General features: G+C 42.2%; 10 protein-coding genes. 6 read left to right on the forward strand and 4 right to left on the reverse strand.

Features of this window, described 5'->3' with window-relative positions; genetic code table 11:
* Window positions 1-16: 16 nt before the first annotated feature.
* The gene (locus G327_RS0101145; protein ID WP_019612925.1) at window positions 17-1,126 is read right to left on the reverse strand and encodes a GGDEF domain-containing protein; all 1,110 of its coding nucleotides are present in this window, start codon (window positions 1,124-1,126) and stop codon (window positions 17-19) included.
* Between the two features lie 114 nt (window positions 1,127-1,240).
* On the opposite strand from G327_RS0101145, the gene G327_RS0101150 reads away from it, so the two are divergent.
* From G327_RS0101150 to G327_RS0101165, 4 genes are all read left to right on the forward strand, one after another.
* Window positions 1,241-1,873, forward strand: a complete 633-nt coding sequence (locus G327_RS0101150; protein ID WP_019612926.1) for a glutathione S-transferase — start codon at window positions 1,241-1,243, stop codon at window positions 1,871-1,873.
* Window positions 1,874-2,091: 218 nt separating this feature from the next.
* Window positions 2,092-2,619, forward strand: coding sequence for a cytochrome b (locus G327_RS0101155; protein ID WP_019612927.1), 528 nt, complete (start codon window positions 2,092-2,094; stop codon window positions 2,617-2,619).
* A 22-nt stretch (window positions 2,620-2,641) separates the two neighbouring features.
* On the forward strand, window positions 2,642-3,211 hold the full coding sequence (locus G327_RS0101160; RefSeq protein WP_019612928.1) for a YceI family protein: 570 nt from the start codon (window positions 2,642-2,644) through the stop codon (window positions 3,209-3,211).
* 251 nt (window positions 3,212-3,462) lie between these two features.
* Complete coding sequence (locus tag G327_RS0101165; RefSeq protein ID WP_019612929.1) at window positions 3,463-5,475, forward strand: methyl-accepting chemotaxis protein; 2,013 nt, start codon at window positions 3,463-3,465, stop codon at window positions 5,473-5,475.
* A gap of 65 nt (window positions 5,476-5,540) precedes the next feature.
* On the opposite strand, the gene G327_RS0101170 is transcribed toward G327_RS0101165, so the two are convergent.
* From G327_RS0101170 to G327_RS0101185, 3 genes are all read right to left on the reverse strand, one after another.
* Complete coding sequence (locus tag G327_RS0101170) at window positions 5,541-6,104, reverse strand: sugar O-acetyltransferase (RefSeq protein WP_019612930.1); 564 nt, start codon at window positions 6,102-6,104, stop codon at window positions 5,541-5,543.
* A gap of 78 nt (window positions 6,105-6,182) precedes the next feature.
* Window positions 6,183-6,548: a DeoR/GlpR family DNA-binding transcription regulator gene (locus tag G327_RS27285; RefSeq protein WP_281167211.1), complete on the reverse strand. Its 366-nt coding sequence runs from the start codon at window positions 6,546-6,548 to the stop codon at window positions 6,183-6,185.
* A 178-nt stretch (window positions 6,549-6,726) separates the two neighbouring features.
* On the reverse strand, window positions 6,727-7,803 hold the full coding sequence (locus G327_RS0101185) for an endonuclease/exonuclease/phosphatase family protein (RefSeq protein WP_019612933.1): 1,077 nt from the start codon (window positions 7,801-7,803) through the stop codon (window positions 6,727-6,729).
* 745 nt (window positions 7,804-8,548) lie between these two features.
* Between G327_RS0101185 and G327_RS0101195 the strand changes: the two genes are divergently transcribed.
* Both G327_RS0101195 and G327_RS23820 read left to right on the forward strand, forming a co-directional pair.
* Entirely contained in the window at window positions 8,549-11,788 is a 3,240-nt protein-coding gene (locus G327_RS0101195; RefSeq protein ID WP_019612935.1) for a hypothetical protein, read from the forward strand.
* A 585-nt stretch (window positions 11,789-12,373) separates the two neighbouring features.
* Window positions 12,374-13,246, forward strand: coding sequence for a type 2 periplasmic-binding domain-containing protein (locus G327_RS23820; protein WP_019612936.1), 873 nt, complete (start codon window positions 12,374-12,376; stop codon window positions 13,244-13,246).
* Window positions 13,247-13,308: the final 62 nt, after the last annotated feature.

Consider the following 13,308-nt stretch of genomic DNA (forward strand, 5'->3'; position numbering starts at 1 on the left):
AACTCATTTTAAGCGACTAAGACAAAACACTTCTGACACAGTTTTTACCGGCTTCTTTAGCTAAATATACACCTTGATCAGCTAACTTAATTAACTCTTCAAATTCAGACATATCAGGCTGCCTACTGGCCACACCGATACTGACACTGCCCGGCCATGCTCCGCCGACAAATACAACTTGTAATTCAGCAACTGCTTCATGTAATAACCTGGCGATATGCTCTGCACCTGAAAAATCTGTGTTTTCACAAATAACCAAAAATTCGTCCCCCCCTAAACGGCAGACAGTATCGTCATTACGCAGTGTCTGCTGCAGTTTCAAGCTAAGTTCAGTTAAAACCAGATCGCCGCTGTCATGGCCGTAACGGTCATTCACATCTTTAAAATGATCGGCATCAATCATCAAACAGGAAAGCGGCTGTTTCTCCTGCTTAGCTTTTTCCCATAATGTGGATAAATGCGACATCGCATAACGACGATTAGGTAAGTTAGTTAATACATCCGTAACCGCAAGCTGTTCAAGGTGTTTATTAGCGGCCTGCAGCGCCTCGGTTCGTTGTACTACTTTAAGCTCAAGCGTCTGATTTAACTGTAGTAACTCGGTGTTACGATCAGATACCTGCTGAAACAGTTTACTCAGCGCTTTTAATAATGCTTCGGTGGCCTTATCTTCAGCTGTATCCTGAGCCTCATATGCGATCTCTGCACTACAGCCGGATTTTATTTTTTCCAGCTGCCTTGCCATATTCTGATCCATTCCAAGAATATGATAAACCAGCCACTGGGTTAAAAATTCAAACAAATTTCTTAATGACGAAGGATTATCCAGCGAAACTTCATTATTCATCGTCGTCAGTTTATAAATAAATTCCTGGTGTGTTTCAATATGATGAGACAAAAAGCGCGGATCAATACCGGCATTTCTCATCATTAATTCTTCTTCACGAAAATGATAGACAGTATAGTCATATAATTCATTGAATACTCGAGAGATATCTTCCATCAGCAGTTCATTTTGCGCCAGTAAATCACCAAATTTATTAATTAACTTCACCATATAAAAATGCTGCTGATCAACCTCTTCAAGTCCTGTAATGTAATACGTATCCCAACAAAATGATTCCATAATTCACCTAGTTTTTATCTGTTTGCTAGATATTATATATAAACAATAGAGCAATGCTTGCCTACACCATGCGTTAAGGTTACTTTAGAGAAAATTTTTGTTTAGGATCAACTTATGAATCACACCTTTTATTCATTTCGCCGTTGTCCATATGCAATGCGCGCCCGTTTAGCCCTTGCGGTCAGTCTTCAGACAGTTAATTTACGCGAGATAATTCTACAGCAGAAACCATCGGAAATGCTGACCGTTTCAGCAAAAGGAACCGTGCCTGTTTTGCAGCTGACAGACGGTACAGTACTTGATGAAAGTTTAGATATAATGGCCTGGGCATTAGAAAAATCAGATCCTGACGGCTGGTTAAAAAACGATTTATCTGAAATGTTAACGCTGATTGATGAAAATGACTTTGAATTTAAACCGTGGTTAGATAAATACAAATATGCCGAGCGCTTTCCAGAATACCCTGTCAGTTATTATCGTCAGCAGGCAGAAGATTTCATCTTCATACTGGAAAACCGCTTAGTTAATAAGCCCTACCTGTTCGGAGAAAATATCAGTCTGGCTGATATGGCAATTTTTCCCTTTATCCGCCAGTTTTCCGGCGTAGATAAAAACAGCTTTGAGCAAAGCCCCTATGTGAATGTAAAAACATGGTTAGACAACCTTATCAACTCCTCACTGTTTGAACAGATCATGGAAAAATATCCGCTATGGCTGGAGTCCGGCGAACAGATTTCTTTTCCATAAACAGTAAAGCCCGCTTTAAATCCTTTCCTATTATTTATCCGTAAGCCCTTTGAAAACTAAATTCCTAAGATGGTTACGGATAAAACATCAAAATAATTGAACATATCATTCATTTTATATCTGTTTGATTCCTTTTATTTTTGTATAGAATGAACTTATATTAATTAGCAAAGTCGTAACAAGACATTAACAATATGTTGTGTATACAGGGGGTACAAATGTCTACAACAGTCACACAATATAACCTTTTAGCAAAGCTATTACACTGGGGCTCAGCATTACTCATTATCGGTTTATTTGCTTTAGGTTTATGGATGGTCGACCTGACGTACTACAGCGAATGGTATAAACCGGCTCCTTACTGGCATAAATCTTTAGGTTTGTGTTTATTTGCTCTAACCTTAATTCGGATTATTTGGAAATTCATTACCGCCTCACCTGCAATTGAAGGAGCAAAGTGGGAAATTCAAGGGGCTAAAATAGCACATAACGCTCTTTATTTATTACTCTTAGCCGTTTTCATCAGCGGCTATATGATTTCAACCGCAGACGGAAGAAGCATAGATGTTTTTAACTGGTTTTCTGTCCCCGGTTTCGGCTCATTTTTTGAAAATCAGGCAGATATTGCCGGTGAGCTGCATTTTTACCTTGCCAGTACTCTTATTGGTTTAGCGGTGCTGCATGCACTGGCCGCTTTAAAACATCATTTTATCAACAAAGACAATACTCTTAGCAAAATGCTTTGAAATAAATAATAGGAAATCAATAATGAAAAAACTACTTGCAGCAAGCGTTTTAAGCATCGCATTAACCGCACCAGCTTTAGTCAATGCCGCCGACTATACGATTGATACTAAAGGTGCACATGCATCAATCAATTTTAAAGTCAGCCATCTGGGTTACAGTTTTATTCAAGGCCGTTTTAATAAATTTGACGGACAGTTCAGCTTTGATGCGAACAATGTTGAAGCATCAAAAGTAACGGTAAATGTTGATACACAAAGCCTTGATTCAAACCATGCAGAACGTGATAAACATATTCGCAGTGATGACTTCATCAATGCCGGTAAATTCCCGACAGCAAAATTTGTCAGCAGCAAGGTAACTAAAAAAGCAGACGGCGGTTTAGCAATTGACGGGCTGTTAACTTTACATGGTCAGAGTAAGGCAATTACCATTGATGCGGACTTTATCGGCGAAGGTAAAGATCCCTGGGGCGGTTACCGTGTCGGTTTTCAGGGGACAACTCGTTTACAATTAGCTGACTTCGGCATTCCTGTTATGGGGGCCTCAAGTTATGTTGATATGAATTTACATGTTGAAGGTGTACGAAAATAACAGCGAATAAAAATAACCCTGAAAACAGCTCTATTTTCGGGGTTATTTTATACAGTTCAATTACCTAAAATAAATAACACTTCGCTCACTATGCCCTGTGTAGACAGTTTCTATTTACAAATACACCTTTCAGAATAATTCTTAATATTAGACAGAAAACATATATTTATTCCCTTTTTTTTGACTATTTCCTTAATCATTCTCATATTTAACTATGCTTATCTGGTGTGCTTTTCTGAAAGGAATTAATAATGGAAATTTTTAATGTTTTAAAATGGCTGAACCATTTTTCGGTCAAGCAGAAAATAATTATATTAATCGTGTTTATCCTTGGCGCACTGAGCTTCATGTCACTCTATACCATCATCACATTAGATAACCAGAAAAATGACGGTACAGTTATTAATATTGCCGGCCGGCAGCGCATGCTTTCGCAAAAATACAGCAAAGAGTTTTTACTCGCTCTGCAGCATGCACAAAAAAACGGCGAACAGGTAGACAGTGGACAGATGCTTCAGACTAAAAAATTATTTGATGCTTCACTGCAGGCGCTTAGTCTTGGTGGAACAACTTACCTGGATCTCGGTATGCACTCCGCAATTAAGCTTCCTAAAGAGCAGGATGCCAGAATACTCAGTCAGTTAAAAGAAGTGCAGAAATACTGGCTGAAGCTGCAGTCATCAATAGAAGCAGTAAACCCGCAGGAATACCGTATAGAACAGCTTATGAATATCAATACACTAAGTAATAAAGTGCTCGCCAGCATGAATAAAAGTGTTGTTATGCTTGCAGAGAACTCAGAACTTAAGGTTCAGAAGATGCTGATCTGCCAGCAGGGAAGCTGGATAATAACCGTGCTCTTATCAATATTATTAGGCTGGCTTATTTCCCGTAATATTACCCAGCCTTTAAAACATGTAGTAGAAGCAACTAGAAGAGTGGGTCAGGGAGATCTCAAATCCTATGCCTATGATAATGAGAATAAAGATGAACTGGGCTTGCTAGTTGCGCAGGTTGATAAAATGCGTTCCATACTCAGCAATATTATTCATACCGTACAGCAGAACAGCAAGCAGATGACTCATTCATCCTCACAGGTTGCGACTATCTCTAATGAAATATCCACGGTTAACGAACAACAAAAAGACGGTTCAGCAAGAGTGTTGAGCGCAACCGATTCGCTGCAGGATATTGCAGCCTCTGTCAGCGAACACATCAGCGAAGCCACTAAAACGGCTGAAGAAACACAAGCAACAGCAATCCAGTGTATGACGGTTGTACAGGAAAGTATCGAAGAACTCGAAGGCGCAGTTAAAAGTGTTGATATTACTGCTACGCAAATGGCCTCAGTAAAAAATGCAACCAATCAGATTCATGACATCATTGAAGTGATTGAAAATATTGCCGCGCAAACAAATTTATTAGCATTAAATGCGGCAATTGAAGCTGCTCGAGCAGGCGATCAAGGCAGAGGGTTTGCAGTGGTAGCAGATGAAGTACGGACGCTTGCCTCTCGTACCGCCGACTCCACGACGCAAATCACCAACTTAATTCAAGAGCTGACCGCTTCAGTTGACAGTTCTGTGACCTCAATGAACAATGTGACCGGCCAGGTTAATCAGTCACAGAAAAAGTCCCAGCAGACGCTAAGCGCATTTGACTCCATGCAGGACGGGATTTTACGTAATAATGTCAACTCAACAGAAATTGCATCTCTGAATCACCAGCAGAGTGATCATTTACAATCCCTGCAGAGTGAGTTAGCCCACCTGTTCGAGATACTTGAACAAAGCTCTGAAAAAGCAAATTCAACATCACTGGTTGCCAGTGAACTGCATAGTGTCGCTGAGCAGTTAGACAGCCTGCTTCACCGCTTTGAAACAGATTCCGTGACTCCAGATGCACGCAAAGGTAATGAGCAGCGTCATTTCCCGCGTATTCATAATCAGATTAAAGTATTTGCAGAGCAATCCGGCCAGCGTATAGAAGCAATAACACAAGACTTCAGTCTTTCTGGTTTACACCTGAAATGCGTTGAAGAGCTAAATTTCAATACTCGACAAGCAGTAAATTTCACTATTCATTTACCAGCCCCAAATTCACTGCCTTTTGTTATAAAAGGGAATATTGTTCACACAGAACATGTTGACCGGGCTTTTTATTATGGAGTTAAATTCAGCACGTTAAATGATGATGAGAAAAAAAGGTTACAAACAGCATTTGATTTTTTTGAAAAGTCATCAGAATTCAAAATATCCTATTAAGAGTTATACGGACAAATTAAGACCCTGAGCAGTTTTATGCGAGGGTCTTTTTATATTAAAAACAATTAACCTTTATCTGAGACCGTTACCTTACGAATCACGCGGCAGGGATTACCAACGGCAACGCTGTTATCTTCAATATCCCGGTTAACGACACTGCCGGCGCCTATTACGCAATTATTGCCGATCTTTACTCCCGGTAAAACGGAAACATTACCGCCTAACCAGACGTCATTACCTATTTTTATAGGCGCACCGTATTCCGTCGTTTGTCTTTCAACCGGATCAATCGGATGTGTGCCCGTTGACAGCATAACGCAGGGCCCGAACATAACATTATGTCCAATATCAACACGGCAGACATCAACGATAGTGAGGTTATGATTGGCGTAAAAGTTATCACCGATATGAATGTTATAGCCATAATCACAAAAGAAATTAGGCTCGAAATGTGCGTTACCTTTAATATCCAACAGCCCCCTAAGTATGTCCATGCGCTCTTCAAATAACGTCGGATCGGCAAGGTTAAAAGCATGGCAGGTCGATTTAGCTGTTTTCCGCTGCTTAAGTAATAATTCATCCCACGCATCATAGGGCAAACCAGCTAACATTTTCTCTTGTTCGGTCATTTAATTCTCCTGCACATAAAAACGGCTTAGTTCTGAAATATAAACAATAACTTAATTAACCTATTGCTTATACGAGATTTACACTAATAAGACCTCGATGCCCTGTTCTCTTAATTCACTAATGTCCTGCTGCGGTGCATCCAGGCTGGTGTTCAGCACTGCAAACTGGTTGTTTAAACCTAAACTGGTCGGAAAAATTTTACCAAATTTGCTGGCATCTGTAAGTACAATATTACGCTTGTTTTTGGCGAGAATAGCACTGGCAACATCTACACGCATCATATCCCGGCTAGTAAAGCCGCTGTCAGCATGATAACCGTCAATACCTAAAAATGCCGTACTGAAATGGGTATGTTCGATACATAAACGGGTAAGCGATCCTACCAGGCTTTCCCCCCTGATGCTGATAAACGCCCCCCAGCAGAATAACCGTTGCCTGAGTATTACGAATCAGATGGGCATGGAGGCACTTGGCGTGATTATCGTAACATCTCCCCTGTCCGCGAGTATTCGTGCTAACAGAGCAATTTTCACAGGACTGGCAGACAGCTTTTGGGAACAAGCTTTCATTCGAAAGCTGAAGTTGTGAAAGAGACAACAGGCAGATAAGCAGGTTATCAGCCTAAGAACGTAAGGTCAGGGTGACACAGACAATACCATGGTCGGTACTTTCTCCGTCACGCTCAAATATAGGATTGATTAAATGCCGATCATAGGTGTGGTGTTCGCTTAATTCAAAGATACTTGACTGGCTGCATGCGTCAAACTCATTTGAAAGTAAAATATAATCCAGCACCGAGCTGCTTTCACCAAAGTAATGCGTCGCTTTACGTTTTATGTGCTCAGTATCGTTGTCGGTTGCCTGATACAGGTCCCATGAATCTTGTAACAGATATTTAGCCAGAAAAGCCTCGCAGTCGTATTTAGAAACAAAGCGCAGCGAGTCAGTCAGCAGATGGGTTAAAACACCGTCAGCCAGCGTATTATTGAAATCGCCCATCAATATCATCGGCTGTCCGGTCTGCTCACGACGGCTGATCATATTAACTAATAACAAAGCAGCTTCCGAGCCGCGCTGAATAGTCGATCCCCACCCCCCGGCGACTTGTGCTTTTAAAGATTTAATAATGTTTTTTTCAGCACAAAGCTGCTGATCTTTTTCATGCTCAAGCATCGGACGTTTTGATTTGAAATGTACCACATAACAGTCACAGTCACCGATATGCGGCAGATCAACGGTTGCACGCAGCACTTTACGGCTGAAGGAGAAATCATCTGTTAAACCAATCGAAGCGGCCAGATCAAGATCCGGCTGCACTGCCTGCACACCCTTAATCGGATAACGCGAAGCAATCGCCACTACCGGACTTCGGCAGATAAAATCATCAACAATCTCGGCACTGTCCACCACTGCAAAATGCCCATAACCATGCTCTAAAACTAATTCACATAAAGACTCAGGGCTGAACACTTCCTGAAAACCGATCACATCCGGCTGAAATTCATTGAGGTAATCACCGATCCAGCGCTGCTTTTTAGCCCACTGCTCGGCACTGTAAATACGCTCAAAATCATAATAAGCAAACGGTGGCTCAAGGTAATTAAACAGATTAAAGGTGGCGATTTTAAGCTGTGAATGAGGCACAAGCTCATTGGAATTGTGTATTGTTTCAGGATCTAGCGGGTTATTTTCTGGCAAACTGTTATCTCAGGTCATATGTGTATACCCATGTTACTTCAAGATGCAAAATCAGCAAGTCAAATTGTACTTAGATGCGAGGCATAAAATTGAAGTCTAGTTGCTCTACATTGATATTTTATAACGACGCAGATGAGTGCAGTTGGGCTTGCCCTGCGGGGGCTCAGCTCAAAAACCAGTATCGCGTTACAGCATTCAATAAGGGAGCACCATTACCCTCATGCTGTGCCTAATTCTGGTCTCCGAGCTGAGTCCTGATAAAGCATCTTGAGGTATCATGGATATATAAAGATTATAACGGAATTCATCTGTGCTTATACATATGATTTGGGTGTACGCCGGATCTACAGAGATAAAGTATATAGATAGTAAATCGGCTAAAAACACTGAGTCAAACAAACCACAGCACTTTATTACGAGGTACTAATATTATTTTTATTTTTTTTATTAAAGATATTTTCAGCTTTCAAAAACATAACCACCTGAAAAATAAGATCTTAAACAAAACACCACAAAAGTGTTAGATTGATTTTTTTATCTTTGATTTTTTGTCTTATAAAACACTATGTATAGTGAATACTGGCTAAAAGAATGATCTAATTGTGTACGATGACATTAACGAAATGCAGTTTATCTGCATCGCTACTAACAGTTTATATCCGCAGTTATTTTTCTTTGCAATGCCTAACCGCTAAACAGCGGAATAAATGTAACTTATGTAATAAAAATATTTTGAGGATGTACTTTGAGAAAATACGTAGTTTGTTTAACACTTATGCTGTTTAGCTGGAGCGGTTTTAGTCAGACCGGCTCGCTAGAAGCAGCTGCTGAACCTAAGGTTTCCAGCGCACAAATCGAAGACTGGGACAGTAACATTAGTCAGCCGCTGCCGGCTGCGGCGCGCTACGCCGGTTTATATGCGGTTGCAGGAAGCCAAGATGCCAGCCTGGAACTTTACGATATTGATAAAAACTTACTACACAGCCTTGATACTGAAGCATTTAAAAAAGCACTCTCTGAACAAAATTTAACGGAAAGTACTGCATCACTAGCAATTCGGGGAGTTACCTTTTCCGCCTCCGGCCGACAGCTGTATATCGCAGTGACAAGCGGTCCTGAAACCCTTCTCCAAGTATTTAAACTTAATACTGGTTTATCTCAGTTATCGTTATTTATAGAAGCGGTGGAGATGCCCCAGCTGCAGTCTGACAAAAAACTGGCAATGGCCCATCACAAAGGTGAACTATGGCTAGGCACCCACCACGGTGAATTACTGCGTTATCAGGCTCAGAAAAATGATGCTCAAGGTTTGCTCCTCACACGTCACTCATTAGCGGCGGGAGAAGAAAGCACGGTAACCGGCATCACCATTGACGGTGGTAGTGAGCAGATATATGTTTCATCATCTTCAGCTGTTTACCGCTTACAGAACAGTCACAGCAGCTTAACAGAAATTGCAGCTGTCCCGGAAATTATAGATTTGTCCTTTGCCCGAACCTATGGGGCTCAAGAACATGAGGGACTGTATATTCTTAGCGAGCAGCAGGATAAACCAAATCAACTGGCTTTTATCAGCCGAACAGCATTAGCTCAAAATGCAGATATGCCTGTAACGCCGTACACGGAACTGCAGAACGTACAGGCAATTGCAGCCACTGCCGATGGAAAAATGATGCTGGCAGCAGAGAAAGCTCAATTAATGAGTGATACAGCTGATCTGCGCCTTAGTTATCAAGACTGGCTTTTCGATGAGTTTCAGCAGTACCATACGTTTATCCGTACTCTGCTATGGCCTGATGGCAGAACTGAAGGCTGGGTAACTGGTACAGAAGCTAAACCGGGCATGAATCGCTACGACATAGCAAACAGCGGCCCGGCAGGATGGGCTGTTCTAGCACTGATTGCTTATGAATCTATGTTCGAAGAATCGGGACAAAGTAAAGTAAGAAGCATTTTAACTCGTCATGCCGGTTTGAGCAGCGATGGTATCGTACCTGAAATAACTACTGACGGCCTCTACTACAGTAACTACGAAGAGGACACCGGCGAAGGCATCGCTCGAGGCGGTGAAAAATTATCAGCTATCTATCCTTCAGCCAAATTAGTGCATGCGGCACTGCGGGCAAAAGATTTTTACCCTCATGATGCAGCTATTGTTACAGCGGCTGACACCATCATCAGCAGGCAGAAAAACTATGCCGATTACTTAAGAGATTACGGGAAAGTTGTGCATTTGGGCACTGATTACGGCCCGACAAGTGACACTGCAATAAGGTTTGTAAAACCTTATCAGGAATCTTACATATTTGCAGAGCTGGCACCGGCTGTTGATCCAATGGCGGAACTTGCATATCTGGACTGGTGGAAATACCGGGAGAATCATGCCTATCTTACAACTTACCTAAATGATGAACCGGTAATTAAGTGGGATATAGCTTCTTTTGTTGAACAATACGGTCATATTCTGTTTAAGGATCAGCGTAATGATCCTGCCTGGACAGAAAACTTTAACAACCTATATGCTCATTATGCAGCCTGGACAGATGATAACAGCCCTGATTACTTAACCGTTTTCTCTGCTGGTGCAACAAAAAGTGCCGGTTACAGTGCCGACAGAATAAATAGGCATCCCGATACTATTTCTCACTTCCCCGGCTTATTAGGTTTTGGCCTTTATGGTGACAGTGTCCCTATGGTTGGCGGTTATTTTGCTTACCGTGACGGAGTACGCCAGAAAATGAAGGGCACACCGGGCGTATTAGCACCAGACGGCACCATTGGTGCAGATCTGCTTACCCGTTATTCCAATGAAGATCCGGAATGGCAGCTGCCTCGATTAGGCCTTGCGGATATGATCTTTGGTTTCTTCGGTCTCGCTGAGCAGCTGCGCGGCAACGACGGCACAATCGGTGTAGTTGACCAGGTAATTGCAAGAAACAATCATCCACAGGATTTCGCCTTAGAAGCTCAATCCGGATCACAAATTTTCGATTTTGAACAAGAAGGAGAACTGGTTGCGATTAAGAATGCCAGCTTTGACGACCGCCTGGACTACTGGACAACGACTGGAGACTTTAACTATTACAGCGGAGATAAGGAAGACGTTGCGATTGACGGCAGAACCGCAGAGATCCGCAGCCATAAGGAGCTGACCTCAGAATACGGACGCTTAATGCAGACAGTTGATTTGTCAGGTCATCCGAGCATGACTCCCTATGTATTCCGCGCTAAATCCCGGATTAAAAACCCAGATTCACCGGATCAGGCTTATCTTAAAATAGTTTGGGATAATGATGCAGACCCGACTAATGCCAGCCCTTTTGAGGCACAATACAGTAATATCTTAGATGCTGAAGCTTATCCTTATCCGGGAGCGGATACTGCAGATCTTGAGCTGCACCTGCTGACCCATAAACCAGCTGGCGCAACTCATGCCCACGTAGGCTTCGAAGTAAAACGGGATCTCAATGTCAAAGCGAGTTTTAAACGCTATCTTGTTGATCAGCTCAGCATGACTCGCTTAAGCCAGGAGCTCAAGCCAGGCACAGAAAACTGGGAGCTGTTGAATGGAAACAACGCCTATGCACAGATCACTCCAGAGAGCTTTAACTTCACTACTCCTTCAGGAACGAGGAACAATGATTATGCAGAAATATATCGTGATTATCCGCTGGACAGTGAAGACCCGCTCGGCACCCGCTATGTAGCAGCTGCAGAAATGGCCAGTCAGAATATTTCTGATTCTGAGCTGCGGGTTTACGTGCAGTACCGCAGCAGCAGTGATCCTGAATACTTCCGCGAAGAAGGAGCGGATGTGGTCAGCAGGGATGTAAACGGCATTAATATATTCCATTCCAGCCGCCGTCTTGAGACACATGAAGACAGTTTACGCGTAGTATTTCGCTTTATGCGCAAGGGAAGCACAGCCGACAGCACTGAACAAGCTCAGGTCCGCGCTGTTAGTGTAGTAAAACAAGCCCCTTAATAACGTAAAATTCTCAGCATAATAAACGTTTCGCAGAGCCGTATAAGCTCTGCGAAACGTTAAACCGCTAGGGTTCTGCATCATGTAAAATTAATAACCGCAACAGCCTTTGTATTTGCGGTAAATTTCAATTTCCTTCCTGCTCATCTGCACAATCATAGAGCCGTTGCTGTCATTAAAATGTCTCAGTCCCGCTGCGGTAAAAAAAATTATCCAGTAATTTATCACCTAAACCTTCTACTGCTTTTATGTTAGCGCACGCATGACCAGATAAGCTTCGTCCCAGAATGTCCGCAGTTATTCAGGCGCCCGGTTTCAGAAACTGTTTCCAATAGGTAAGCGACGCATCAACCCTCATGATATAAGCGGCCCCTTCTGAGCAGATTAGCTCCAGGCTTTGGTCGTGGTAATGCGTTCTGCTAGTCCAGCCTGCTGTGTTATGTTTTGTGTTTCATACAGGTACGCCTCATAAATACCCAGCGCAGTTACGCAGGAAAGGCTGATGCAGGTGGATAGCTCGCTAGTAACATCTTCAGCTGTGTACTATAAGTTAACCTGACATAGAATAAAAACAGGATACTCAGTATGAATATTTTAAAAGCAAAATCAGCATTTCTCAGACTGCCCCTGCTTATTTTAATAAGCATCATCAGCTTTAACAGTTTTGCAGTAAATGTCACTACACCAGCACTTCGTAAAGGCTCAGAGCTGGATAAATATTCCAGTCGTCTGATAGAGTTTTTAATTGATAAAGCCGGCGATAAAGCGGTTATGACACCTTACCGCAGCATAGTGAACTCACAGTCGCGCAAAGTATCAATGCTTCAGGAAGGAACTCTAAGTGTTGACTGGCTTGGCGCAAGTAAAACAATGGAAGAAAAACTCATTCCTGTACGTTTTCCTGTATTCCGCGGCCTGCTTGGACATCGTATTTTTATCACTAATACCAATACCGGCAAAAAACTGCATAATGTCACCACCAAAGAGCAGCTTGATACCTTTTTAATGATTCAGGGGGAAGGCTGGGCCGACGTAGATGTATTACGTTCAAGCGGCTTTAAAGTGAAAGAGCTGCCCAGCTTTGAAAATATTTTTAAAGTTGTCAGTGCCGGCCGGGCCGATCTGTTTCCCCGCGCTGTCATTGAGCCCTTCAGCGAAGTTGCAGAACGTTCTCAACTTCCTAATTTAATAGTAGATGACCAGTTAATGGTGGTATACAAGTTCCCGATGTTTTTTTTCGTTTCCCCTAAACAGCCTGAACTTGCAGAGTTATTAAAGAAAGGGTTTGATAAATCCTATAACGACGGCTCTTTTCTCGAGTTCTTTGAAAATGATCCTTTAGTGAAAAAAACCTTTGCCGAAGCCAAACTGAAACAGCGCCGTATTTTTGTTATTGATAATCCTCATTTAAGTGAAGAAACACGAAACATTGATGATAAATACTGGATGAAGTTATAAGCTTATTCTCCTTCAGGCTGCGGCTATTAATAAACAGTACGGCAGCCTGCATTAATAAAGCT

Source organism: Psychromonas ossibalaenae ATCC BAA-1528 (assembly GCF_000381745.1).
In the GTDB taxonomy this organism is placed as follows: domain Bacteria; phylum Pseudomonadota; class Gammaproteobacteria; order Enterobacterales; family Psychromonadaceae; genus Psychromonas; species Psychromonas ossibalaenae.